Raw genomic sequence first — 25,516 nt, forward strand, 5'->3', positions numbered from 1 at the left:
GGCAGGTTTTGGTTCATATTTGTGATATTCCCCCTCAAGTGTTCCCTTTGTCAATACTCTGCCACCTGAATCCTTACGTTCAAAATAACTGCTAACATGACGTTTGGGAATAACCAAAACATGACCTTTACTTATTGGATAGCCATCAAAAATAGCATAAGCCGTTGCTGATTCAGTTAATAATTTTAGATTTCTATGGGGATTACAAAATATACAATAATTAGATGAATTTCGCTGATGATTATAGTGAACATATTCATATACTTCCCGATGCTCATCTAAGCAAACTGAAAGGAAGGGAAGTTTGACAATACATTGATATGTCGGTTTTTTGTGGATATAATGTTCTCGAAATCCTTCTCTTTTGATATCCCTTCTTACAGCATAATAAGCTTTGCCTCCTGGTTTTAATAAGTGTGATACTTCCATGAGAACATTCGTTTGCTCTTCAGTAAATAAAACATTTAAAACATAGAAGCAAATTATTGTATCAAATTTATTATCAGGATATTCTGGAAAATAATAAGGGTCATAGCCTGTAATATCACAACCTTTTTGGCGCAATATTTTAACATCATTACCAAAGCCACAACCAAAGTCTAGTATTTTGCCTTGGAGAAGGTTTTGATTTAATAAAAGCTGTGCAGGATATGACAGATAACTTCTTTCGATCGCAGTGAGATGGCTGAATTGATTTTTTTGCTGTTTCATAGAATTTTGGTGCTGATGTCCCAAAATTATTATTCCCAGCATCCCTTTAGGTTATGCGATGTCTACGACGGGCTACGCCTACGCATCAGGGTCAACACCTAGCTCACGTAACTTAGCTGCTAATATATCAGCGCGTTGGCGTTCTTGTTCAGCAGTTGGCTTTCCTGTTCAGCGCGTTGGCGTTCTTGTTGGGCTTGTTCGCTGCTCCCCAACAGCAAATTAGAGCCAATCAGCATTTGAGGTTGGATGCGTCCTGTGCTTCCCAAAGCATCGGTAAGCGCAGCAGCGATCGCAGGTTGTTGAATATTTTCCACTGGATCGTCAGGTAAAATGAAGTCGGCTGGAAGTGCTTCCCAAGTAACAATTGGTTCTTTTTGGATGGGTGATTGTGGCATTATCTTTAGGAGAGGTTAGCGATCGCCCGATTCAAGATTTGGGAAAACAGTTCCCGGTCAGCAAAGGAAATACCATCCATGGCCTCATCACGAACGGCTGCGGCGATTGGTGGTAAGACAACTTCTAGTTCCTTACCTGCATCCGTTAACCAAATTCGCCAGATGCGGCGATCGTGAGTGTCACGTTCTCGACGCACCAAGCCGCGTTCTTCCATCCGATCTAGTACGCCTGTTAAAGTCCCTCCCACTTGTTTGAGTTTGTCACCAATACTAGAAGTGGGTAAACCATCTTCTTGCCACAAACAGCACAACACCAACCAGTGAAATGGGGTAAGTCCAAACGGTTCTAGCCTTTCAGTAAACTTGCGACTGAGCAGTTGTGAGACTAATTTGATTCTGTAGCCCAAATTGTATGGTGCCAGATTTTGCTGCCACGAATCTAAAGCTGGGGAGGGATTAGATGTAGAAACCATTTAGCAAAATACTTAGTATACGTACTATTATCATAGCTAGAACGATTTTTTTTAGCAATAGTTGCTTTACATCTATCTTAGGGAAGAACTTGAATTAACTGGGACTCTTTGACTGTACCGATAATGCGGTGACGTCGAGATAATTTAGAGGACTGGTCAGCATAGATCCAAGCATAGCTCAAAGCTGGTACTTGGGAAATAGAGGCTACTGGTTGGGGACGAGTAGGAAGATAGAAATTAAGCAGTACTTTGGTTTTAGCGTCTATATCCACATAATAGGTAGGATGAGATTGGAGAATTGAAGCGATCGCACTTTGTTGTAAAAAAGGTTTCAAACCAGGGTTATAGTCACTTAACAGACCAATGCTACCTATAGCCGCCAAAGCCAGCCAACAGGGAATTAACCAACCTGCAATCCAATAACGCGCTGTGAGAAACTTTTTGTCAAAGTGGTAACGAGCAATCCACACCACAGGCAAAATTAACCAACCCAAGCCCATAGCCAAACCAATACTTGCATACTTGCGGATATCAGAACTACCCCAACTAAAAATGCCAATACTCGCTATAACAAGTAAAACACCTAATCCACCCAAGCCATAACTGAGGTTTCGGGGAATATTCTTCTTTGCAAAAAGATTTAATGCATTTACTTTACCTTTTTGAAGAGGGAATTGTGGGGGAATTCCTGTCTGGTAAATATTGCCTAGCCAGTTTAAACCCACAGATGCAAACAAAGCGATGAACGGATAAAGGCAAAGACTATAGTGAGATAAACGAGTGCTAAAAATACTAATTTCTACAAATAAAACAAGTGGAAAGCCAACTAATATTAACTGGTAACGAGGAATGGGACGACGGAGAGTTAAAAATAAACCTAAAAGTCCGAAAAAAGCCCAAGGAAATACTTTTACAGGAATATTCCAGACATAGAATAGTAGCCCATTAGACTCCCGTTCTTCAGAACCTAGTTGTACAACAAACTTGAGTAACTCCTCAAAACTTTGGCTTCCGTAGTGCAGCCAGCTTAACCACAGCCAAATACAGGTAGGTATTAAACCTACGAAAAAGCCTAAATATAAAATTGGGTTAGTAAGATGACGATGACGGCGATGTTCCCAAATTAAATAAGGTAATAAAGCTATTATTGGCAAAAAAATCATAAAGCTTCTGACTAAGAAGCCTAAACCTAAACTTAAACCAGCTAGAAAACTCCAAAAATAGCGAGATTTAGGATATAATTCTGTTTTTATTACAGACAAAATAGCTAAAAGTACCAAGAAAATCATTGGCCCATCAGGTGTACTTAAGCGAGAATATTGCAGCCAGAGAAATTCTACACTTAAAATTGCAGCAGCTAGCCAACCTAATTTTTTGCCTAGCATAATTTTGCCAATTTCATACACCAGCCACAAGCTAAAAATGCCAGCAATCATACTAGGAAGACGCGCACTAGTATCACTAATACCAAACAGCTTGTAAAAACTGGCAATTAACCAATAAGGGCCAGGAGTTTTATGATGTGCTCTTTCCCAAGGAGCTATCCAATTACGAGAATCAAACATCAGACGGGCACGTGATGCGTAAAGCCCTTCATCATGTGCCATCAGGCTATTATGTCCAGAAGTAAATAGTAATAAGGGCAGTATCCAAACTAACAAACTAAAATAGGGTAATGATGCGACTAGGCGGATTTGTCGCCAAATATGCTGTAAGAAGTGTAGTTTATATAACATTGAATTGATAAAAATTGAATACTGCTATTTAGGTATCCTGCTGTTATTAAAATATGTTACATAGTGTTTGTGAAAAAATATCTGAAATTGCCGCAAATTTCGGAAACAGTACTCCAAAACAGAGATTTATGCAGTTAAGACCGAATCAGCGCCTGAAATTAGATGACACAGACGATAAACTGTTCTACGCCTATCCTCGCTTCGTCACCCATGTTGATGAAGGATTTATTCAACAGCTAACGGATTTATACCGCGATCGCCTGAAACCCAACACCCGCATTTTTGATATGATGAGCAGCTGGGTGTCTCATCTGCCAGAAGAGATGGAGTTTGACCATGTGGAAGGACACGGACTCAATGCTGAGGAATTAGCACGTAATCCCCGCTTAAATCATTACTTTGTACAAAATCTTAACGAAAAACCGCAGCTACCTTTACCAGATGAAGATTTTGATGCTGTTCTCAATTGTGTATCTGTGCAGTATGTGCAATATCCAGAAGCAGTATTTTCCGAAATTTACCGCATCCTGAAACCCGGCGGTGTTGCGATTATCAGTTTTTCTAACCGCATGTTTTTTGAAAAAGCGATTCAAGCTTGGCGGGAGGCTTCAGAAGCGCAGCGAGTGGAATTAGTCAAAGCTTACTTCGCATCAGTTCCAGGATTTACAACCGCAGAAGTTATAGCTCATAAATCAACATTACCGAATATCTTACAGTGGTTGGGTGCAGCGGGAGGAGACCCGTTTTATGCTGTTATAGCTTACCGCAGTTAAATTCACTAGTACAGCACGGCGTAAATCCAGCTATTATCTCAAAGACAAGGGGATTTTGCCCCTTGTTAAAGACCCTTGTTATTTGTATATAGATCATTTGTGTAGATGAATTATTGGTTAATGAAATCAGAACCAGAAGCCTATAGCATTGCTGACCTTCAACAGCAGAGCGAGACTATCTGGGACGGTGTTCGTAATTATCAAGCTCGCAACTTTTTACGCCAAATGGATGAAGGAGACTTAGCTTTTTTCTACCACTCCAGCACTAATCCTCCCGGTATTGCTGGGCTAATGCGTGTAGTGAAAAAAGATATTGCTGACCCGACCCAGTTTGAGCCAGAAAGTAAATATTACGATCCGAAATCAAGTTCCGAATCTCCTCGGTGGCAAACAGTTGTAGTAGAATTTGTTGAGACTTTTTCTAACCCGATCTTGCTATCAATACTCAAAGAAGAGTTTAGCGCCGAGGAATTAATGTTGGTGAGACAAGGAAATAGGTTATCAGTAATGCCTGTCCCTGAAGCAGTAGCCCTGAAGATTCTGGCGATGAAAACCTCCTAGTTGAAATATTACTAAGGGAGCATCCCAGTTTTAAGACTGAGAGATAATTCAGAAATACTAGGTGCAAGGTGACTGATAATGATACCCGAACAGAAGCAAAACCTGACTTTTACCGTTATCTTTTTTCCAAAGAGCGATCACTTCCCCCTAAATTAAAATCCTATTCTCTAGTTGATAAATTTTTGAAAATTTATCGTGGCTTAAAACCCTTACTATTTCGATGTTTTCACACTTAAGGGTAAAGGTCACGGTGAAGATAAGTTTTCTTCACGAGTTCCTCATATTGTTATGTCTATAACTATATTCATCGAACTCAAAATTAGACCCAATCAAGGAGTTTGAGTGTTATGAGGAAAATAGGAGTTTTTGTGGCTCCCCCTCTATAAACAGGAGGTAAGCGAATGAAATTACTATCTATAGCGGAACTCGAAAAACTGGCAAAGCAACCTAGAACTATTTGTGTATCGATTTTTCTACCAACTTACCATGCAGGGTCAGACACGCAACAGAACCCAATCCGGTTTAGGAATTTAATTCGGGAAGCTGAAGAACGCCTGATTGAACATGGTTGCCGTTCTGAAGATGCTAACAACTTACTCGAACCAGTCAAAGAACTAGATGAGTATGAATTTTGGCAGCATCAAAGTGATGGTTTAGCAATCTTCCGCTCCCAGGACTTGTTGCGGTATTATTCTCTACCCATAGATTTTGCAGAATTAGCAATTGTTAGTGACCGTTTTTACCTTAAACCTCTATTTCCCCTCTTTAATAGCGATGGACATTTCTATGTTCTTGCTCTCAGCCATCATCTGATTCGCCTATTAGAAGGTACGCACCATCACATTGAAGAGATTGATCTGACTGGTGTGTTGCCAAGTTTGGAAGAAGTATTGCGGTTTGAGGAGCCAGAACGGCAAACCCCTTCCCATACAGGCACTCCAGGAGCAGTAGGTGGAAGACGCGCCGCTCCTGGTGGAGTTACTGTATTTCACGGTCATGGTGCTGGTGATGAGGATGAAAAAGAAAATCTCAGCCTGTACTTTCATCGGGTAAATGAGGCGTTGCAGGAGTTACTAAAAGAGGAACACGCTCCTTTGGTGCTGGCTGGAGTCGAATATCTCTTGCCGATTTATCGAGAAGCAAATACTTATGCTTCTCTTATAGATGCTGGTATAACAGGCAATCCAGAACTACTGTCACTAGAGCAATTACACACCCAAGCCTGGGAAATAGTAAAACCTTACTTTTTACAAGCACAGCAAGAGGCGATCGCTCAATACAGGGAATTGTTGGGAACTGGAAAAGCCTCCAGCCAAATTACCGAAACTATTCCAGCGGCTTCTCAGGGACGCGTTGACAAGTTAATTGTCGCTCTCAATCAGCAGCAATGGGGTACTTTTGACTCAGATACCCAAACGGTTCAGGTGCATCCCAATGCAGAACCTAACGATGAAGAGTTATTAGATTTGGCTGCAACTCAGACTATCTTGAATGGCGGTATTGTCTATGCGGTTGAATCGGAAGATATGCCAGATGATACACCGTTAGCTGCGGTATTTCGCTATTAATGGGTCAGTACGTTTCTAATAATGGTCTTAGTTTTGTTTAATCATTCTGGTAAAAGAAAAATAAGAGCCAATTTTTCAATTGTAGATATAGCGATGATTTGAGCGTTGATTTTCTAATATATCAAGAAAGACAGGGGACAGAGGGCAGCTGATCTTACCGAAAACTGCCCTCTGCTTCCTGCCGCGATTACCTACGGCACGCTACGCAAACGCACTCTGTTGTGTTGAGTTACCTACTCGATCGCATTGTAAACAAACATTGATATAAAACGACATTTCATCTTGATTTCATTCTGAAATGAAAAGCTAGAGATGTAGACTCCTGTCAAACGAATAACTTAAACAAGAGTTAGGTTTTATAAGTAAAGTTTTGTAGCAGCAACTGAACTTTCCACTTGAGTAGAGATTTGATAATTGAAGTTAAGAATTAATTAATGAGGAGAAAAGGCAAATAAAACTGCTTTATACTCACAACTTCCTCATAAATGACAACAAATTTCAATTATAAAAACAAAGTATTAAGTTTACATTCACTCAAAGAGGTGAAGTTATGAAGAACAAAAATTTGATTTATCGTCTTATAGGGTTATTGAGTACTGGTGCTGTTGGAGGATTTTTAATCATCAATAACACGCAAGCTCAGTCTCCAAATTCACAACAGAATACTCATCACCCATCTGCTCAGGTTATTCCTTCTCAACAAGGGATGATGGGTGAGGTTGATCAGCATTTCATCAAAATGATGATTTCTCACCATCAGCAAGCAGTGGAGATGGCTAATCTAGCTTTAACGCGTGCTAAACATCCTGAAATCAAAAAACTAGCTCAAGCCATTAAAAATGACCAAAACCGCGAAATTCAACAAATGCAAACTTGGTACAAGGCATGGTACGGGAAAGATGTACCTGCAACAGCCATGACTCATCAAGAAATGATGGCAATGCATCAGCGTATGTGTCAACAGATGAACCCAGGTATGATGAAAATGCCGATGAACCAGAACATGAGAGGTATGAATGTAGATTTGGCAGCATTGAAAAATGCAGCAGATTTCGACAAAGAATTTATCCGTCAAATGATTCCTCATCATCGCATGGCTGTAATGATGTCGCAGATGGCTATTAAAAAAGCTACCAAACCAGAAATTCGTAACTTAGCTCAGTCCATCATTAAAACTCAAACGGCTGAAATTAACCAGATGCAGCAATGGTATCAGGCTTGGTATAAATCCAACCCCGAAGCAAGTTGAATTCCAGAGGGATTTTTGAACTGAGACGATTGACATCTGCTCTAAAGGAGGTCAATTATGTGGAATTTTTTTAGACACAAACGTCAATAAGATAGTGACAAAAGTGCTGTAGATCCAATATGTGGCATGACTGTAGAAAAGGCTACAGCATTGAAGTCCGAGCGAGACGGACAGACTTACTATTTTTGCAGCTAGACTTGCCTGCATACTTTTGAATCACAACCAGCAGGATGAAGGAGTTCATTCAAAGATGGCAAGAACTCACGAGCATCACGGACATAGACACGCAAACATAGTATCCCAAGGTGGGATGGCGAAAGATCCTATCTGTGGCATGACAGTAGCTAAAGTCACATCCTTGAAGACAGAACGGGGTGGACGCACTTACTATTTTTGCAGCCAAACTTGCTTAAACACATTTTTAGATCCTGAGAAGGAACTCAAATCAATGCGGACTCGCGTCACCGTTGCCATGACGGGGGTACTGCTTTTAGCAATTCTGCGAGCGGCTGCATTTTTGGGACTAGCAGCAGGTGTAAGTATCTTAAGTTGGGTGCCAATTTCTGCTCTACCCTGGTTCACCTGGGGAGTCTGGCTTTTCATTTTAGCTACACCTGTACAGTTTATTGGTGGCTGGTCATTTTATGTAGGAGCGTGGAATGCCATCAAAAGCCGCAGTATCAACATGGATTTCCTGATTGCTTTAGGAACCAGCGTTGCCTATTTCTATAGTGTGGCAGTTATTTTCTTTCCTAATGCTCTGCCTGTCCGAGTTGAAGAGCGCGACGTTTATTTTGAAGTTTCTGCTGTCATCATTGCCTTTGTTTTACTAGGCAAGTATATGGAAGAAATTATCAAAAAGAACTCATCGGCAGCAGTACGCAAACTTCTGGATTTAAAACCTGCCACCGCCAGAGTCATCCGAGACGGCATGGAGATGGATATTCCGGCAGAGCAAGTAATGGTAGGCGAAACCGTTATTGTCCGTCCAGGAGAAAAAGTACCAACGGATGGAATTGTGCTGGATGGATCTTCATCTGTGGATGAGTCAATGCTGACAGGGGAGTCACTACCAGTGGAGAAGCAAAGCGGGGCTGCGGTGATTGGTGGTACTTTGAACCGAACAGGAGCGTTCAGTTTCCAAGCGACTCGTGTCGGCTCAGAAACTGCTCTGGCTCAAATCATCAAAATTGTGGAGGAAGCCCAGACAAGTACGGCTCAAGTCCAACGGTTGGCGGATAAAGTGACGGGTTATTTTGTCCCTGCGGTTGTGGGAGTTGCCGTTGCTTGCTTTTCTCGGTTGGTTATTAGTGGGAAATTTCCCGCAAGCTTTACTGGCATTTATTGCTGTGTTAATTATTTCTTGTCCTTGTGCTTTGGGTATTGCTACTCCCGCCGCGTTGATGGTTGGCGTGGGTAAAGGAGCAGAAGGCGGGATTTTAATTCGGGGTGGTGAAATTTTAGAACGAGCTGAAAAGCTTTCTACTGTAATTTTCGACAAAACTGGCACCTTGACTCGTGGTGAGCCTAGTGTTACCGATATTGTACCCTTGGCAGAACGCCCAAAGGATGAAATTCTCCGGTTGGCGGCGGCGGTAGAAGCGGGTTCAGAACATCCTTTGGGTGAAGCAATTGTGCGAGCAGCCAGACATCAGATGCTAGATATTCCCAAAGTGAGTAATTTTGAGGCAATTCCCGGACAGGGGATTCGGGGAGAAATCAATCGAGATAGGATTTTACTTGGTAATCGCCGCTTGTTCCGCGAGCAAGGCTATCAGATAAATCCGGCAACAGAAGAGATATTGACTCGTCTGGAATCTGATGGTAAAACAGCCATGCTGGTTGGTTGTAATGGTCTGCTGATGGGGATTGTAGCAGTAGCGGACACCATCAAACCTGAAGCCAAGGAAGCGATCGCTGCCCTGCGGCGAGAAAAAGTCAAAGTCGTTATGCTCACTGGAGACAATCAGCGTACTGCTGAAGCGATCGCCCGTCAACTGGGAATCGATAAGGTAATTGCTGAGGTATTACCCGGTGATAAAGCCCAAGTCGTTAAAGATATTCAACGACGAGGCGAAGTTGTGGCAATGGTGGGAGACGGAGTTAATGATGCACCCGCCTTAGCAACTGCTGACATTGGTATTGCGATTGGTTCTGGTGCAGATGTCGCCAAGGAAACAGGCGGGATCATTTTGGTGAAAAACGATGTGCGGGATGTTGTCACCTCAATTCGCCTATCTCGTGCCACGATGCTCAAAATTAAACAAAATCTATTCTGGGCGTTTATTTACAACTCCATTGGCATTCCCATTGCTGCCTTCGGTTTACTCAACCCAATTATTGCCGCAGCTGCGATGGCTTTGAGTTCATTGTCAGTGATTATTAATTCATCGCTGTTGAAAGGATTCAAATTATCAACAAGTTGAATTGCGATCGCTTAGGTTGGAGCGTAGCTCATCGCTAACTACGTTGGGGAAAGAGTTCTATGCTTCATGAACACAATTATCAATCCGGTAACTACTAGTGGCAATCGCCCGCCAAAATATCCTTTCAGGAAGACGCTGGTAATCTTTACTGTTCCCATTTCACCTAATTACCAACCTTTAGATTTACTTGATAAATAGCTTTTTAGCTACAAGGAAGATAAAATTATGAACCTGAAACAGAGAGGCATTCTATTCATCATCCTGATTGCGATTATTGGTCTGTCTCTATCTAAAACACTGGTGCATATTCTAACTGAGATATGGTGGTTTGATACTGTCGGTTTTTCGGAAGTATTTTGGACAAGGTTAACTTGGCAAATTCTCACTTCGATTGTCACCTTTGCTTTTTATACCCTTTTTCTCTGGATAAACTATCAGATTGCTATGCACCACACTCGGCATAGTTCCTTTCGCTTTTTTGAAGACAGCACATTGGTAGACTATACCGATAAATTTGCCAATTTCATGGCTTTAGTGTTGATTTTGTTCATTGGGTTTGGTGCAGCAAGTGCTAGTACCTCTGTGTGGGAAACTATTCTTAAGTATCTGCATCCTACTAGTTTTAGCGAAGGGCTACGCCCCGGTGGAAGCGATCGCGATCCGATATTTCAACAGGATATTGGCTTTTATGTCTTCCAATTACCGCTTTACGAAGCTATTCGGAACTGGTTGTTATTCGCTTTTGTCTGGGGGCTAATAGTATCTTTTCTGGTTTATTTCCTCAAAGACAATTTTATACTACGACAGTCTAACGGACGAAATACCCTGAATGGTAAAGCCAAAAACCATTTAAGTTTGCTCTTGGCGGGAATCGCTGCATTGATTGCCGTTGATTTCTGGCTCAAACGTTACAGCCTGCTTTATTCAAGCAATGGCGTTGTGTTTGGTGCTGGTTACACAGATGTCCACGCGCGGTTGTTTGCCTACTCGGTGACAAGTATCATTGCGTTACTAGTAGCAGTTCTGTTGCTTCTCTCGATTGGGCGGAGGAGTTCTGCCTTACCTATGTCGGGAATTGTATTATTTTTTATGGCTTTAGTGTTGCTCAACGGTGTTTACCCTTGGTTTGTCCAACAATTCATCGTTGAACCCAACGAATTAACTAAAGAAAAGCCCTACATCGCCAACAACATCAGATTTACCCAGAATGCCTATCATTTGCATGATGTGCAAAGGCAAAACTATACAGCCGTAAGCCAATTGAATCGCCAAGTTTTGCAGTCAAATCAGCCAACTATCCGCAACATTCGCTTATGGGACTACCGTCCGCTTCTGAGTACCTACCGCCAAATTCAGGAGATGCGCCTGTATTACCAATTTCAGAGTGTGGATGTAGATCGCTATACCCTGAATGGCAATTATCAACAGGTGATGCTATCAGGAAGGGAACTGGCCTATTCTCAGTTACCCCAAGAGGCTAAAACTTGGGTTAACCAGCGTTTGAAATATACCCACGGCTACGGTTTGGTGATGAGTCCAGTTAATCAAGTCACCTCCGATGGTTTACCAGAACTGTATATCAAAGATATTCCCCCAGTCTCTAAGGTTGATCTACAGGTGAGCCAGCCGGCAATTTATTATGGCGAAAAAACTGATAACTATATTTTTACTGGTACAAAAACTCAAGAGTTTGACTATCCTTTAGGGGATGGGAATGCTTATACTAACTACAAAGGTAAAGGCGGCGTACCAATACCAACGATGTGGCACAGGCTAGCTTATGCTTACGACTTGAGCAGCCTTCAGATTTTAATTTCCAATTACTTTAATCAACAGTCGCGTATCCATTACTATCGATTGCTTCAGGAAAGGGTGAGTCATGTTGCGCCATTTCTGCACTTAGATAGCGATCCTTACTTAGTAGTAATTAATGGTAGATTACAGTGGATTATGGATGGGTATACAACAAGCGATCGCTATCCCTATTCTGAACCATTAGCCCAGACTCACAAAGCTACCGAAATTTTTCAAGGTGGGAATATCGAACAGATTCTAGACCGTGATGTCAACTATATTCGCAACTCGGTTAAAGTATTAATTGATGCTTACGATGGCACAATGCAGTTTTTTGTCGTCGATGAAACTGACCCCGTACTCCGTACCTACCAAAAGATTTTTCCTCACCTATTTACATCCAACTCAGCAATTCCATCTGAGGTGAAGGTGCATTTTCGTTATCCGCAAGACTTATTCAAAATCCAAACGCAGATGTATCTTGTCTACCACATGAACGACCCGGAATTATTTTACAACCGGGAAGACTTGTGGCGTTTGCCTACCGAAACTTATGAAGGCAATGAACATATCATGCAGCCTTATTATATGATAATGCGCTTACCAGGAGCAGCGAATGAAGAATTTATCCAAATTTTACCGTTCACCCCTGCCAACAAAGACAATATGATTGCCTGGATGGCAGCGCGTTCCAATAGCAAGGAGTACGGTAAATTGCTGTTGTATGAGTTTCCCAAACAAAAACTAATCTTTGGCCCTCGGCAAATTGAAGCGCGAATTGATCAGGAACCGCAAATTTCCCAGCAGTTTACTTTATGGAGTCAAGCAGGTTCTAAAGTAATTCGCGGAGATTTGTTAGTGATTCCCATTGACCAATCTTTACTCTACGTCGAGCCAGTATATCTGCGGGCAGAACAGGGTGAATTACCTGAATTGAAGCGGGTAATTGTTGCCTATGATAAAGCTGTGGTGATGGAAAAAACTTTAGAACAATCTCTAGCAGAAATCTTCGGTGGCGTTCAAGAACAGAAGCCAGTACCTAGTCCCGTACCTGGAGAAGTATCAAATTTAGCGAAATCTGCGTTGGCAACTTATCAAAAAGCGCAGGAAGCACTGCGTCAAGGTAATTGGGCTGAATATGGACGTTATCAGCAAGAATTGGAAGATATTTTAGAGAAATTGAATCAGGGTAGTAAATCTTGAAATGTCACGTTTTTTGAGTTATGAGTTGCAAGAACTATCGCAAGAATCTAAAGGTGTTTGCTTAATAACTTTCCCAGTGTTGATATCTACAATTTCATCGATACATTGATTCGGTTTTATTTCAACTCTTCTAAGAATTTGGTCATTGTTAATTTGTTTCTGACAAATCACTCTTCCATCTTGTTCTGATAAAAATTGATGTTCTTTATTATTGAGCTTATTTTTTTCTATGTCGGATGCAACTACAGAATTTATAAAAATTTCAGTAGATTGCCAATTAATTTTATATTTATCGAAAGAACTTTGTAAGTCCAATTCAGATTTTTCAATCCAGTGATAAATAGGGTATCTCGTTGGAGTTTGGATAGCTACTAAGAGAGCACCATCTGGACAATATTGCAATCCAACTTTAACTAATGTCTTTTTTAGAGGATAGTAGGTTAAATCTGTATTACAATTTAGATGTGCAATAAAATTATTTCTTCGTTGAATTATTCCTGTGGCTTCTTCAGAATTACCGACGAATCTTTTTGTTGCCCAAGAGGCTTGTATCATCGGGACAAAGTTATCTATCGCTCCAACTAATATAGTAATAATAGTTGGATAAACTATTATCCATTGCCACCATTTGTGAGGTGGAAGTGGAGATATCGGTGGTTTTTGATCGCTTTGGAGTTCTTGAGTAGTCATACTAATATTCTTATAATGTACTTCATTGTTGATATAGATAATTGGAACAAGAAACTTTTAAATTAATTAGAAATATCCGAAATATAATCTAGACACTAGAAATAGTATAAATAAACAAAATCAGGTGCAGAAAATACTTTTGACTGTCACATACTTTTGTAAAAAAATTGCTTTCATCATATTCTTGATTGGCTACCTTAGTATGGTCAGAACATAAAATCAAGTTAACCTGTATTATTTTGACTGTCGTTATACTGGTAGCTAGAATTTTAAGTTTGGCGTTTATATCTTGAAGATATAAAAAGAATTTGAATAACTTTTGAGTAAAATTTAAATTGTAATAATTGAGGGTAAAAACTTAAAAAAATTATCGCTGCATAACGAGAAAGTGTTTATAACTAACAGTCACCTTTACATACTAAAGTAAGAGCCTTTGATTCAGAAATCATATCCTAAAAGGCTTATACCAAAAGTTATAAAACGAATGGCTAGTCATGGAGATTTTAATACTTGTATTAAATAATTAGCTTTCAGTTCTACTAAAGTATAATTACCGATTTTGACCATCTCATCACACATCAACATTTATCTGTTCTATCTGTCTGGCAGCTTTATCCCACAGCTTGGCTGAAGTTTTGTATTGCCAATCATTTCGCAAATTTTCTGCTTTTTGTGGCATCTTCGCTCTTGAATTTTTAAGATTGCAGCTAATGCCAATTTATCGATTAATGGTTCTAAAACATCCATATTTTCTTTGCTCATACCTAATATCTACTAAAAGTTATAACTATCTTCTGATTATGAGATTTTTAACATAAACAAGCAAGCTAGCCTATTTTTAATGTCTAACTTGAAGTAGTTGTTTCTAATAGATGAAAAACAAAAAAATGTCCTTCATACGATAAAACTATGTTAATATATAAGTGAGATTGATCGCAGGGAACCTCTAACATAGATCAGACAAAGTGGCAACACAAATTACTAAAAGCTGAAGTAAGAGTAACGCCAAACCAGGATCTAGGAAGATGCAATGATGGGAGGTTCGAGTGAGGAGTCTGCGAGACATGTAAACCCAGGTTTTTTATGGAGGAAACCTTTGTATAGAATAGACAGTGATAGCTGAAGGGTCTGGTTGAACACAACTAGACTCTTCAGTTTATGTTTTATCCTTTGACTACAGCAACGGGATTCAGACGCGCCACTTTACGGGCAATTCCTGCTTGGCTGACTACATTTACCACTCGGCTGACATCTTTGTATGCTTGGGGTGCTTCTTCTGCTAAACCAGACATGGAACCAGCACGGATGCTAATACCTTCGTGTTCAAGTTCACCCTTGAGGCGATCGCCTCTAATTTCTCGCTTGGCTTTATGACGACTCATCACCCGTCCCGCACCGTGACAACTCGAACCAAAGGAAAGGCGATCGCTTGCTTGTGTCCCTAATAAAATCCAACTCTGCGTACCCATCGAACCAGGTACGAGAACAGGTTGCCCCAAAGAACGATATTCCGCAGGTAAATCCGCAAATCCTGGGCCAAATGCTCGCGTTGCTCCCTTACGATGGACGCAGACTGTCAGCTTTTCTCCCTCAATCTCGTGGGTTTCAATTTTGGCCATGTTGTGAGCAATATCATAAACTTGGCGTAGCGTAGAGTTTTGTGTACCAAACACCTCCTGAAAACTCCGCCGCGTATGCCATGCTAAAACTTGGCGGTTAGCAAAGGCATAGTTAGCGGCTGACTTCATCGCTGCTAGATAGCCTTGTCCTTCTGGTGATTCAATTGGGGCGCAAACTAGCTCTCGGTCTGGTAAATCAATCCCATAGCGGATGACTGCAAATTGCAAATCCTGTACATAATCGGTGCAGATTTGATGCCCAAAGCCACGAGAACCGCAATGAATTTGAACCGCCAAACAACGTTCGTGCAAACCCATAACTTCCGCCGCTTCGTAGTCAAATACTTTCTCCACCACATCCACCTCTAGGAAGTGATTACCCGCACCCAAAGTTCCTAGTTGACCTTTACCTCGCTCTTTTGCCCGCTTACTAGCAGCATCTGGGTCTGCTCCTTCCAGACAACCAAATTCCTCCGTGCGTTCCAAATCTTCTGCTTGGGCGTATCCCTGAGTCAGCGCCCAACGAGCGCCTTGTTGACATACTTGGTCTAATTCTTCACTTGTCAGGGGGACACTGCCTTTTTCTCCCACACCACTAGGACAATTGCGGTAAAGGACACTTGCCAGATTACTTAAATAAGGTTTGGCATTCTCATACTCAATTGCAGATGTCAAAACACGTACACCACAGTTGATATCATAACCAACTGCTCCCGGTGAAATTATTCCCCCAGGTACCCGTGTTGCCATCACGCCACCAATCGGCATTCCATAACCTTGGTGAACATCAGGCATAACGACTACATGACCTACTAACCCAGGTAAACGGGCAACATTAACAGCTTGAGTTGCTGATAAATCTCCCAAAGCATCTTCGAGAATTTCCTCATCAGCAAAAATCCAGACGGGAACTTTCATATCTGGATGAAACGACGTAGGAATTTCCCACAAATAGTCACTAATGCGGCGAAAATCTTGTTTATTGACCATATCCCCTCCTAATTTGAGGATTTGGTAATGGACTGGGAATTGGGGATTAGGAGATGGGGAATTAACTAATGACTAATGACCAATGACCAATTCAAACATCTAATACTAATGTAGCTTCCAATCCTGTTTCTGTTTGCTGAATAGAGAGATTGTGATAGGTTACTGCTTTAATGAATTTATTCCAATTTTGAACATTAGCGCCTGTGACTTCCGCCTCTAGAGAGTGGACATCGAGATGCAGGATTTTAAATTGGTTAAATCCTAAGTTTTCACTCTCGTGTAGATACAAAAGTTCATTCAACCAAGCAACCAATAGGCTTACATGGTCAACCCCTTGGAGTTGAATTTTCCGCTTAATTGCAGACTCTGAGGCTAACTGGACATCAGCTAATGTATAAAGTGCGATCGCAGCTTGGATAAATAACTCGGTTAAATTTTGTCCCCAAACGCGATAAGCCCAGTCAGCTGTATGTTCAACCTCCTCAAAGCCTGCCGAATTGAGAAAATTTGGACTGTTCATAACATTTACAGAATTTATTGGCAAATGTTAGAGGCTACAACTAAAAACTAACAAAAGGAAAAGTAAAAATTCTAATTTGAATGTTTTTATTCACTTTGACGAACAAAAATTAATTCTTTCAGTCAGTCCCACAATAATCTCACATTATATCAATAATCTAAAACTAAGAAATCTGTTCAGGGATGAAAATGATGGGTGAACAACCTTAGTAATGCAAAGCTAATCAATTCATTGAGGTTTTATTAAATATGCTAGGCAAACTGAGTTTAGATCAAATTGAGCAAGTCCTACACTCTCAAGTGCTAGGACGTATCGGTTGCCATTCTGGCAATAGAACTTACATCGTGCCTATTACTTATGCTTATGATGGAGAGCGGATTATTTGCCATAGTGCTAATGGCTTGAAGATTCAGATGATGCGTGAAAATCCAGAGGTTTGCTTTGAGGTTGAACAGGTTGAAAATTTAGCTAACTGGCAAAGTGTAATTGCTTGGGGTAGATATGAAGAACTCCAAGAAGAACAAGCCAATCAGGCAATTAAACAGCTTGTAGATAGGATTCTGCCCTTAATTGTCAGCACCACCATTAACCTCTCCCATACTGAAGAACAGATTCTCCAAGGCAAGCCTTATGAACCCTTACCTCAAACTGTTATTTTTTGTATCCATCTATTAGAAAAAAGTGGACGTTTCGAGAAGCGCTAGGGAATTGAAAAATATTTATCGCCTACGAAGAAAAATTGCTTTGCGGAATTCCTCTGCTCCCAGCAGGATAGGGGGACAGGCTAGCAATAGCAAACATTGCCAGAGAGTCAGAGGTGTAGTACCAAAGATATGTCTCAGAGGAGGGATGTAAATAATTGTCAGAATTAGCAACCATTCTATAGCAATACCCAACCAGATCCAACGGTTGGAAAAGAACCCCAACCTAAATATGGAGGTTTGTTCAGAACGGCAAGCAAAAACGTTTCCATCTTGACAGGCAACGATGGTTGCTAATGTCATGGTAGTGGCTTGGGTATAAATGGCAATTGTAGTCATATCTGCCGAGTGAGACAAAATACTGGGAGTAATAGCTTGCAATTCGGCAAGTCCATAACCATTACTCCACCAAACAATAAAAAAAGCTAACATACCCAAAGCAGCCTCGATTAATCCCAGAAAACAATAGGCACGCAACAGTAAGGAGCGATCAAGCAGGGGTTTAGATTTGGCACGAGCGGGTCGTAGCATGATGCCTGCTTCTGCACGTTCTGCACCAAGTGCTAATGCAGGTATCATGTCCGTTCCCAAGTCAATTGCCAGAATTTGCATGATCACCAAGGCTGGTGGAATTTTCAAGGCTACCATTGCCAAGAAAGGTACTAACTCTGCCACGTTAGATGCCAAGATGTAAGTCATAAACTTACGAATATTTTGATAAACTGCTCTACCCTGCTCAATAGCACTCACGATGGTAGCAAAGTTATCATCGGTTAAAACAATATCAGCCGCTTCCCTTGCCACATCAGTGCCGTTCATGCCCATAGCAATGCCAATATTGGCCGATCGCAATGCGGGAGCATCATTCACGCCATCCCCGGTTACAGCTACTACTTCGCCTGAGTCTTGGTAAGCCTGTACTAGCCGTAACTTGTGTTCAGGAGACATCCGAGCAAACACCAAGCCGGAACGATATTGCAAAATTTGCCGCAGTTGAGCATCCGAAAGATGACCCATGTCTTCACCAGTCACAACCCGCACCCGCTCGTTTGCGAGGCCGATATTGCGGGCGATCGCTTCGGCAGTTAGTCCATAATCTCCAGTCACCATCGTTACCTTGATCCCGGCTGTACGGCAACGAGCGATCGCGTCTCTCACTTCTGGACGTGGGGGGTCAAACATCGCCAACAAACCAATGAAGATCAGATTTTGCTCCAACTCCTGTGTTTGTTCCTTTAGCAACTGCTCATCACCGGGACGAGCTGCAACTCCCAGTACCCGAAATCCCTGTCTGGCCAAGTCATCATTTGCTCTCACCACCATATCCCGGTCAGGCTGAGTTAGAGTCTGAACTGTTCCTTCCCGGAGGATAGACTGGCAGTGTCGCAATACTTCCAGTGGCGCTCCCTTGGTGAAACCGAGATAGGGAAATTCATTTGCCCACAACTGTGAAGATTGCCAGTCCAGCACCACCGTCATCATCCGTCTACGAGAATCAAAAGGAATTTCCCGCAAGCGAGGAAACTGACGTTGCAGTCGTTCTAGGTTCAATCCCGCTTTTGCCGCAGCAACCAAAAGAGCTGCTTCCGTCGGATCACCAATTTCTTGCCAACGACTGGGTGCAGTGAGATGAATCAAACGAGCATTAGAACAAAGAGCAGCGCCGGTTAACAACAAACGCAACTGCCAGGAGGCGGCAACATGTTCAGGAATGACAACTTTACCGTTTGTAGGGTCATAGCCTGCGCCTGTAACTTCAATTAGCAAAGGGGAAACTGACTTGTTGTTTGTGGGTTTTTCGCTGCTACCTTGCTGCTGTGAGGGAACCCATAAATGACGTACCGTCATTTCATTTTTGGTTAAAGTTCCCGTTTTATCTGTACAAACGACTGTGATTGCACTGAGAGTTTCCACCGCAGAAAGGCGACGGACTAAGGCATTGCGTCGTGCCATGCGCTGTACTCCCATAGCCAATGCCAGGGTGACGGTTGGTAGCAATCCTTCAGGAACTAGCGCCACAATAATCCCGATCGCAAAAATGAAGCTTTCTTTCACCTCCATACCTACTAACCAGGCAGTGAGAAAGAACACAATCACACCCATGCTCAAAGCGATCGCTGTGATTAGGCGCACAATCTGGGCAACCTGTACTTCTAAGGTGCTGGGTTCTCGCTGCACCATTGTGGTCAGGTGTGCGACTTGTCCAAATTCCGTCTGGGCACCAGTTCCATAGACCACAGCTACACCTCGCCCCGATGAGACGCTAGAGCCTGCTAATACCAAATTAGCGATTTCCGCTGGATGAACCTGCTCTTGCAAAGGCTGTTCCCCAGGATGTAGCAAGGTTTTGCCAGCACGAATTGGTACGACCTGGCGGGGATTTACAGGGTCAGGATTACGAGTAACTGGTAGAGATTCCCCCGTGAGTACCGAAACATCCACGTATAGATTATCAGCAGAAACTAGGCGTGCATCGGCAGAAATGCGATCGCCTTCTTCAAGTTGCATCACATCACCCCGAACTAACTCTCGTGCTGGGATCTGCTTCAATTGCCCATCTCGGTATACGCGCACTTGTACTGGCAATACTTTTTTCAATGCCGCCAGTGCTTGTTCTGCTTGATATTCTTGCCAAAAGCTAAAGATAGCGTTGATCCAGATGACAGCCCAGATTGCCCAACCTAGTTGAGGTGTGTTGGACAAGAATGCCAAAATTCCCGCACTCCATAGCAATAGTGCCATAAAGTGGGTTAGCTGATCCGTGAAGCGGAGCCACATTGGCCGATGAGCAGTTTCTGGCAGTTCATTTGCACCATAGCGCTCAAATCGTTGCGCTGCGTCATATTCAGTTAAGCCATTGATAGTGGTTCCTAGTGATTCATAGACACCTTCAATGGACAATTCCCACACTGGTTGATGGAACGATACCATATTTTCCAAACCTTGTGCTGCATTCAATCACATAACTTGATTGCTTGATTGCGCTTGTATCTGGAATGATATACCTAAAATTGAGTAGATGAACGTTATTTAAAAAATCTAAAATTCTGACTTTTGCATTATGCCAGCACTCTGGTTACGCTACCGATTAATAGAAATTAGACGATGCGGTCAGAATTTTTTACGGGCATATATCACTGCTATTGAATCAGAATTATGCAAGATTGTACTTTGGTAGAAAGGGTTTTTTGAAGCCCTTGTTCAACTTTGCTAATCAGTTTATCAAAAGCCTCTTGATCTGCTGTCAGTTGTTCTTGAAGAACTTTCTCTAACTCAGGCTTTATTTGCTCACACATATCCTCGATTTTTTTGTCACTCAAAAAACTAGAACGAACCCAACTAGGTACATCGACATTTGTCTTGATTACTTCTTGAACACTCTTGCGATTTAGCTCCATTCCTGCTGCCATCACCGAAGCTCCATATACTAGTGCAATAGGCCAGGTTAAATGTCCAGTTAGGATGAGAGTGATGATGCTAGCTACAGTGCCTCCACCAATTACTACATTGACAATAAAGCCCACTGTCTCAGCCAGGATAGCATCTCCAATGCGTAGCTCTGGGTTAACAAAATTTGGATCAATGCTATCCTGAAACCTTAAGCTGCTTCTAGGTATCTGAAACTTTCGGCATATTGGATCGGTTTGTGCAGCTAAATCGGGTTGGATTTTATTGCTAAACCAAGAAGCGCATTGATGATTAATTATCTGCACAGCGCGTTCGTCGGAGACGTTGCCGGAGGCATCGCTTTTGAGCCACTGTTCTGCACGACTGATCAAAGATGTTTCCAAATCTGCTAAAGTTCGTATTTTGTTTTTTTGCCAATCTTTTAAACTTGGTTTAACTGCATTGACAATCAAGCCTTCTGTCAAAGGCTTAGTTAGTGATTCGATTAACTCCGGGATATGCTTTTCAATCAAACCTTTAAGCTTGTTCAAGGTAAATAGTTTGTTGACTTCTTCTTTAAAAGCAGCAGCACGCAGATCCCATCGTCCTACTCTTGCTAAACCCAGTGCAATGCAGCGTTCCGGCTCTGGATCGGGGCGAAGCAGCGTTTCTGGTTCGGGAAACATTTCTTGACAAAGAACGTGCGTGAACTTCATGCGAGATGCACCGCCAGTCATCAACACAAGTTTCGGCACAATTCCAAGTTTTTCCAGCTTTTCTTTCGCCTCCTTTAAAGAGTCGTGAAACGATCGCACCCAACTATGATGCCCCAGTTCCGGTAAGGGTTGGTTTAAAATTTCCTCCATCATCAATTTATTTACTTGGGGAATAAAATAAATCTGTTCATTAATCGACTCGAAGCCACGCGCAAAGGATTCAGGATCGTTGTATAGCTGTTCATTAGAAAAGTAATCTTCTTTAGCTTTACGACAAGCAAGTTCACAACGAGCTTGGTGATGCGGATATTCCTTAAATACTTTTTCGAGTAATGCTTTTTGTTCGTGGTTGGCGAGAGTCCGGGCAAAAATAGCTTTGTCAATTAGGGATGCACCTAAAGTATTACTCCCGAAATCTATCGGGATTTCTTCTAAGCTTTTAACCAGAGTAAAATCTGTGGTTGAAGAACCAATATCGACAATTAGCACTGATGCAACAAGTTTGTCATACTCCAACTTCCCGGCTTCCTTGGCTTGCATGAAAGCAGCCCGCGATTCGGGTACAACATTTAGTTGGGGAATACCAGCTTCTTGAAGCAGCTTTTGGTATTCGGTGCGATCGCTAACTGACCATCCTGAAGGACAACCAATGTAAAAATAGCTACCTTCCCCACCTTCAAGTTGTTTGCTTTCTTTCAAAAGGCGGTAGTAGGTTGCCACAAAAGTGCTAATTGTTTCCCGATATTTGGGATCGTTATTGGGTTTTTGCTTGAAAGAAATTGTCAGTTGGGTAACGCCAGCTTGAATTAATGCTTGTTCGCCGACAAGATAACCGAGTTTAGGATGCCAACCAAGGGCTGTAATTTGGTTCTTCTTGTTGTTAATCTCCAGCATCTGGGGGGGGTCGATGCTTTCCACGATCGCTTTAGCTACAGCCGTTTCACCGTGCCCCAAATCAAAACCGATTGTTTCTAAAATTTCCATACCTTTATTGTCTATTATTCTCTAGCAGAGGAATATGCTGGCTCAATTACCCTACCGCGCCTAATCAAGCGATCGCCTTTCAACAAAGCAGGAGTTAGAGTTACGTGATCTTTGGTATCGGGGTCGATACTTGGCTCGAAATCAAAATACTCGCGATCGCTGTGAGGGTCATTTGGTCGATAAATTTGAGCGTTAATTCCCTGAGACATTAAAATCTGTGGCAGAAGTTTGGCAAGTTCATAAGCCATTTGGGGTTTATCAAGTTTTGATGCGCCCATTAGCCTTTGCAGAAAATTCAATAGCTCTGGCAGTTCTTCTATTGCTAGATCGCCTTCATGTTTATTCCATTCTTCTACTCTAGCTACTGCTAGGTCGATAGTGTTAAGAGCATCGCCAAGATGATCTAAAAATACTTTGCTATCAACCCGGAGTATAGGTTTAGGTAATTCCAATAGCTCTGAAGACATAGAATTTTGCTGGTTGTTTAAGTCGAGTTGAAGCACAACTTCTACTCCTATAAGTAGAGAGGTTAGTAAGATAGCCATCCATACACTTGGGGTAGTTTTAGTTAAGGAGAATAACGAACCTAAGATGCCTATATAAATTAGTCCCTTTAGTAGTTTCAGAATTAATCTGCTGGAAAAAAACTTTGTACCTGAGTTAGTAAATTGCTTTTGCTCTGTTGGAGCAATTTGAGAATAGTTAGCCGCAGCAAGAGTGGCGATGGACTGCCGCAGCGTATCCAGGAAAAAGGAAGCCAGACGAACTTGAGCTAAATTAAGCTTTTCAATGTAAATTCTTTCGAGATTATCAAGTCGATTCTGAACCAACTTAACTATCTCCTCAATGTTGGTTGTGTTATCAATATCTGTCTGGAGTTGGTTGCGTTCTTCGCTAAAAAGTGAAGTTATTGTTTTCATTGCGTTGGCTAAGACTTTAAGGTTACTAAATAGTGGTGAAATGAACTGACAACTGCTCATTTCACCCTGTAATCACATGATGACTGATGTGATTAACTGAGTTGCATGGTTCCAGCATCTTTTTACTGGAAAATTACGCTCAATGTTATGTAGAAATATTGCATATAGTTGAGATCACATTTAGACTGCTGATGAGGCAGATTAACTAACAATACAGTTCCGTTAACGTTTTAATATTTTGAAGATCCCCCCAACCTTCCTTAAAAAGGCTTGCTCATAAACCTTTTTTACCCCCTTTTTAAGGGGGTCGCCGCAGGCGGGGGGATCTGTTTTGGATTCACTGGCGCGTTTGAAGCCACCTATTGTCTAACCATTGATTGCAAATTACTACCCATCAGAAGGAGAAGCAAAATGTTTATCTGCGTCATTGCAGACTACGGTACAGGAGATCCGGCATTTACAGAAGTCACACAACGTCTGCTGATGGCTTTTCCTCATGCCCAAATTCATTTGCTTTCGGTTCCAGCATTTAGTACATTGGCAACGGGTTTTTGGATTGCCCAACTGGGACTCAACCCAGGCCCTAGCGATCGCCTAATTTATCATAACTGTGCACCTCGTCAAGATGATCCCGAAGCCCGTCGAGATAATGAAGGTGAAGGACTAACTTATGCCCTTTTATCCAATGGTGTAAAAGTAGTGGGTGTGAATGCAGGTTACACCCTCTCGTTTATCAAAGACTATACAAAGGAGTTGCGAGTGGTCAACGTTTCTCGTGGTGGATCGCAATTTCGCTCACGGGATGTGTTTCCTCCGGCTGCGGCTGCCATTATGAGTGAAGATTTTAGCCTTTTGGGAGATAGCCTTAAGAGTGAGCAAATCCCAGATGTTCCACCAGATCGAATTGCCTGGATTGATGGCTACGGCAACATCAAAACAACTATTGGGGCCCATACACTGAACTTGGAGCCTCAAACCAAGATCGTGATCCGGATTGGAGATGTAGTGAGTGATGCAGTGTATTCTGATGGCAGCTTCAAGGTGTCTGAAGGAACTTTGGCCTTTGCTCCTGGTAGTTCCGGTTGGTCAAGAGGCGATTCAGGAGAACCATTGCGCTTCCTAGAGTTGTTTCTGCGAGGAGGGAGTGCTTGGGAGCGCTTTGGTCGTCCCCGTGTGAATCAGCAAGTAACTCGAATTGCCTAAAATCGGGTAGTTGGCTTCTGTCTGTGGCTGAGTGCGGGCTGGCTTTACTTGAGTTACCCTGACCAAAAACGATTAGATTTGTGTCACACCGCCATCGACGAACAATTCAATGCCAGTAATATAGCGGTTCGTTAAAAAATTGACTTTGTTTGACAAAGAGTTAAGCCTTAACCCAAGCGTATTGAGCCAAGAGGGACAAATTCTCCCCAGCCTGCATTGGCAGAATATCGATGCCTCCTTTTTCTTGCTCAATTGTGGCGTAGAGGCGATCGCGGTCTGCGAGGTTTGACAAATCGCCCTGTATGGCAGTGACGTTTTCTCCACTTAACTGCCTGCCGCATCAAGTTCGTTTTGACGGCGACCAGTAATAAAGACATATGCACCTTCAGCAGCAAAACTATGAATTGGAGCTACTGAACTCTTGTTTAGTGCTATTGTTCTAAACCCTTGCTCTAAACGCGTTGGCGCAGCCTGCCGCAGTTCTTGATAACTTTCTTAACTGAACCGTTTTGGTTCACCCCGTTGTAACGACTGCCGTTACTTAATGTCACATTTATTGAAGTTCAAAACAGTAATTGCCGGCAGACAAAGAGTTAAACGCCAAAATATAGAAAAAAAATTAAGAATGTGATTAAATATCATAGCAATCATTTTAGTGTGGCATCTCTAGCTCACAATAAAAAGAAAGCGATTCAGGAGTTGAGTGAGCAGTTTATGCTCTATCCTGGCAACAGGAGGATACTCCAGGTCTACTACCAGCAGTAGAACAAGAGTAGTAGTGCATCTCAACGTGGGTAGGAAATGCTAGGGCAATGTTTAACCACAAGCCCCTACGCGTATAAGCCAAAAAAACCCCCCAGTGGGTGTTAGCCAACCAGGGGAGTTAGTTATCAGGGT

The 25,516-nt window shown here is 42.1% G+C and carries 21 protein-coding genes and 1 pseudogene; 10 read left to right on the forward strand and 12 right to left on the reverse strand.

Going from position 1 to position 25,516, the window contains the following annotated elements:
• From ACEYW6_RS21115 to ACEYW6_RS21130, 4 genes are all read right to left on the reverse strand, one after another.
• Positions 1–711 (reverse strand): methyltransferase domain-containing protein (locus tag ACEYW6_RS21115; RefSeq protein WP_412981283.1); only part of this gene is annotated, 711 nt, incomplete at its 3' end.
• Between the two features lie 119 nt (positions 712–830).
• On the reverse strand, positions 831–1,106 hold the full coding sequence (locus ACEYW6_RS21120; RefSeq protein ID WP_412981334.1) for a hypothetical protein: 276 nt from the start codon (positions 1,104–1,106) through the stop codon (positions 831–833).
• Between the two features lie 5 nt (positions 1,107–1,111).
• On the reverse strand, positions 1,112–1,579 hold the full coding sequence (locus ACEYW6_RS21125) for a MarR family winged helix-turn-helix transcriptional regulator (protein ID WP_412981284.1): 468 nt from the start codon (positions 1,577–1,579) through the stop codon (positions 1,112–1,114).
• Positions 1,580–1,656: 77 nt separating this feature from the next.
• A complete protein-coding gene (locus ACEYW6_RS21130) occupies positions 1,657–3,315 on the reverse strand; it encodes an ArnT family glycosyltransferase (RefSeq protein WP_412981285.1) in 1,659 nt (552 codons plus the stop codon).
• A gap of 128 nt (positions 3,316–3,443) precedes the next feature.
• On the opposite strand from ACEYW6_RS21130, the gene ACEYW6_RS21135 reads away from it, so the two are divergent.
• The 8 genes from ACEYW6_RS21135 to ACEYW6_RS21170 all read left to right on the forward strand — a co-directional run bounded on the left by ACEYW6_RS21135 (position 3,444) and on the right by ACEYW6_RS21170 (position 12,889).
• Positions 3,444–4,088 carry a class I SAM-dependent methyltransferase gene (locus ACEYW6_RS21135; protein WP_412981286.1) on the forward strand — a complete coding sequence of 215 codons (645 nt, stop codon included), beginning with the start codon at positions 3,444–3,446 and terminating at the stop codon, positions 4,086–4,088.
• A 105-nt stretch (positions 4,089–4,193) separates the two neighbouring features.
• Positions 4,194–4,649 (forward strand): EVE domain-containing protein, encoded by a 456-nt coding sequence (locus tag ACEYW6_RS21140; RefSeq protein ID WP_412981287.1) that lies wholly within the window; start codon positions 4,194–4,196, stop codon positions 4,647–4,649.
• A 401-nt stretch (positions 4,650–5,050) separates the two neighbouring features.
• Positions 5,051–6,217, forward strand: coding sequence for a hypothetical protein (locus tag ACEYW6_RS21145; protein WP_412981288.1), 1,167 nt, complete (start codon positions 5,051–5,053; stop codon positions 6,215–6,217).
• A gap of 550 nt (positions 6,218–6,767) precedes the next feature.
• Positions 6,768–7,466, forward strand: a complete 699-nt coding sequence (locus ACEYW6_RS21150) for a DUF305 domain-containing protein (RefSeq protein WP_412981289.1) — start codon at positions 6,768–6,770, stop codon at positions 7,464–7,466.
• Between the two features lie 117 nt (positions 7,467–7,583).
• On the forward strand, positions 7,584–7,661 hold the full coding sequence (locus ACEYW6_RS21155) for a YHS domain-containing protein (RefSeq protein ID WP_412981329.1): 78 nt from the start codon (positions 7,584–7,586) through the stop codon (positions 7,659–7,661).
• Between the two features lie 55 nt (positions 7,662–7,716).
• Entirely contained in the window at positions 7,717–8,886 is a 1,170-nt protein-coding gene (locus tag ACEYW6_RS21160) for an HAD-IC family P-type ATPase (protein WP_412981290.1), read from the forward strand.
• Positions 8,777–9,892 (forward strand): heavy metal translocating P-type ATPase, encoded by a 1,116-nt coding sequence (locus ACEYW6_RS21165; RefSeq protein WP_412981291.1) that lies wholly within the window; start codon positions 8,777–8,779, stop codon positions 9,890–9,892. The genes ACEYW6_RS21160 and ACEYW6_RS21165 overlap by 110 nt, the downstream gene beginning before the upstream one ends.
• A 225-nt stretch (positions 9,893–10,117) precedes the next feature.
• Positions 10,118–12,889 (forward strand): UPF0182 family protein, encoded by a 2,772-nt coding sequence (locus ACEYW6_RS21170; RefSeq protein WP_412981292.1) that lies wholly within the window; start codon positions 10,118–10,120, stop codon positions 12,887–12,889.
• Between the two features lie 18 nt (positions 12,890–12,907).
• On the opposite strand, the gene ACEYW6_RS21175 is transcribed toward ACEYW6_RS21170, so the two are convergent.
• The 4 genes and pseudogenes from ACEYW6_RS21175 to ACEYW6_RS21190 form a co-directional block, all read right to left on the reverse strand.
• A complete protein-coding gene (locus tag ACEYW6_RS21175; RefSeq protein WP_412981293.1) occupies positions 12,908–13,579 on the reverse strand; it encodes a hypothetical protein in 672 nt (223 codons plus the stop codon).
• A 571-nt stretch (positions 13,580–14,150) separates the two neighbouring features.
• Positions 14,151–14,341: pseudogene (locus tag ACEYW6_RS21180) on the reverse strand (hypothetical protein).
• 401 nt (positions 14,342–14,742) lie between these two features.
• Positions 14,743–16,188 (reverse strand): RtcB family protein, encoded by a 1,446-nt coding sequence (locus ACEYW6_RS21185; RefSeq protein ID WP_412981294.1) that lies wholly within the window; start codon positions 16,186–16,188, stop codon positions 14,743–14,745.
• A 91-nt stretch (positions 16,189–16,279) separates the two neighbouring features.
• A complete protein-coding gene (locus tag ACEYW6_RS21190; protein ID WP_412981295.1) occupies positions 16,280–16,708 on the reverse strand; it encodes an archease in 429 nt (142 codons plus the stop codon).
• 248 nt (positions 16,709–16,956) lie between these two features.
• Between ACEYW6_RS21190 and ACEYW6_RS21195 the strand changes: the two genes are divergently transcribed.
• A complete protein-coding gene (locus ACEYW6_RS21195; RefSeq protein ID WP_412981296.1) occupies positions 16,957–17,412 on the forward strand; it encodes a pyridoxamine 5'-phosphate oxidase family protein in 456 nt (151 codons plus the stop codon).
• A gap of 15 nt (positions 17,413–17,427) precedes the next feature.
• Here the strand turns inward: ACEYW6_RS21195 and ACEYW6_RS21200 are convergent, their stop codons facing one another.
• The 3 genes from ACEYW6_RS21200 to ACEYW6_RS21210 form a co-directional block, all read right to left on the reverse strand.
• Complete coding sequence (locus ACEYW6_RS21200) at positions 17,428–20,340, reverse strand: cation-translocating P-type ATPase (protein WP_412981297.1); 2,913 nt, start codon at positions 20,338–20,340, stop codon at positions 17,428–17,430.
• A 209-nt stretch (positions 20,341–20,549) separates the two neighbouring features.
• Positions 20,550–22,496, reverse strand: coding sequence for an Hsp70 family protein (locus ACEYW6_RS21205; RefSeq protein ID WP_412981298.1), 1,947 nt, complete (start codon positions 22,494–22,496; stop codon positions 20,550–20,552).
• 14 nt (positions 22,497–22,510) lie between these two features.
• Positions 22,511–23,416 carry a hypothetical protein gene (locus ACEYW6_RS21210; RefSeq protein ID WP_412981299.1) on the reverse strand — a complete coding sequence of 302 codons (906 nt, stop codon included), beginning with the start codon at positions 23,414–23,416 and terminating at the stop codon, positions 22,511–22,513.
• Between the two features lie 411 nt (positions 23,417–23,827).
• On the opposite strand from ACEYW6_RS21210, the gene ACEYW6_RS21215 reads away from it, so the two are divergent.
• Entirely contained in the window at positions 23,828–24,619 is a 792-nt protein-coding gene (locus ACEYW6_RS21215; RefSeq protein WP_412981300.1) for an S-adenosyl-l-methionine hydroxide adenosyltransferase family protein, read from the forward strand.
• 160 nt (positions 24,620–24,779) lie between these two features.
• Here the strand turns inward: ACEYW6_RS21215 and ACEYW6_RS21220 are convergent, their stop codons facing one another.
• Positions 24,780–24,911: a hypothetical protein gene (locus ACEYW6_RS21220; protein ID WP_412981301.1), complete on the reverse strand. Its 132-nt coding sequence runs from the start codon at positions 24,909–24,911 to the stop codon at positions 24,780–24,782.
• Between the last annotated feature and the right edge of the window lie 605 nt (positions 24,912–25,516).

It is taken from the genome of Nostoc sp. UIC 10607, from assembly GCF_047228265.1.
GTDB lineage: Bacteria > Cyanobacteriota > Cyanobacteriia > Cyanobacteriales > Nostocaceae > Nostoc > Nostoc foliaceum_A.

Coding starts and splice junctions, on each gene's coding strand:
- ACEYW6_RS21130 (WP_412981285.1), bottom strand. CDS start 3,315: ATGTTATATAAACTACACTTCTTACAGCATATTTGGCGACAAATCCGC.
- ACEYW6_RS21175 (WP_412981293.1), bottom strand. CDS start 13,579: ATGACTACTCAAGAACTCCAAAGCGATCAAAAACCACCGATATCTCCA.
- ACEYW6_RS21120 (WP_412981334.1), bottom strand. CDS start 1,106: ATGCCACAATCACCCATCCAAAAAGAACCAATTGTTACTTGGGAAGCA.
- ACEYW6_RS21190 (WP_412981295.1), bottom strand. CDS start 16,708: ATGAACAGTCCAAATTTTCTCAATTCGGCAGGCTTTGAGGAGGTTGAA.
- ACEYW6_RS21160 (WP_412981290.1), top strand. CDS start 7,717: ATGGCAAGAACTCACGAGCATCACGGACATAGACACGCAAACATAGTA.
- ACEYW6_RS21200 (WP_412981297.1), bottom strand. CDS start 20,340: ATGGTATCGTTCCATCAACCAGTGTGGGAATTGTCCATTGAAGGTGTC.
- ACEYW6_RS21215 (WP_412981300.1), top strand. CDS start 23,828: ATGTTTATCTGCGTCATTGCAGACTACGGTACAGGAGATCCGGCATTT.
- ACEYW6_RS21150 (WP_412981289.1), top strand. CDS start 6,768: ATGAAGAACAAAAATTTGATTTATCGTCTTATAGGGTTATTGAGTACT.
- ACEYW6_RS21195 (WP_412981296.1), top strand. CDS start 16,957: ATGCTAGGCAAACTGAGTTTAGATCAAATTGAGCAAGTCCTACACTCT.
- ACEYW6_RS21145 (WP_412981288.1), top strand. CDS start 5,051: ATGAAATTACTATCTATAGCGGAACTCGAAAAACTGGCAAAGCAACCT.
- ACEYW6_RS21170 (WP_412981292.1), top strand. CDS start 10,118: ATGAACCTGAAACAGAGAGGCATTCTATTCATCATCCTGATTGCGATT.
- ACEYW6_RS21205 (WP_412981298.1), bottom strand. CDS start 22,496: ATGGAAATTTTAGAAACAATCGGTTTTGATTTGGGGCACGGTGAAACG.
- ACEYW6_RS21210 (WP_412981299.1), bottom strand. CDS start 23,416: ATGAAAACAATAACTTCACTTTTTAGCGAAGAACGCAACCAACTCCAG.
- ACEYW6_RS21135 (WP_412981286.1), top strand. CDS start 3,444: ATGCAGTTAAGACCGAATCAGCGCCTGAAATTAGATGACACAGACGAT.
- ACEYW6_RS21125 (WP_412981284.1), bottom strand. CDS start 1,579: ATGGTTTCTACATCTAATCCCTCCCCAGCTTTAGATTCGTGGCAGCAA.
- ACEYW6_RS21185 (WP_412981294.1), bottom strand. CDS start 16,188: ATGGTCAATAAACAAGATTTTCGCCGCATTAGTGACTATTTGTGGGAA.
- ACEYW6_RS21140 (WP_412981287.1), top strand. CDS start 4,194: ATGAATTATTGGTTAATGAAATCAGAACCAGAAGCCTATAGCATTGCT.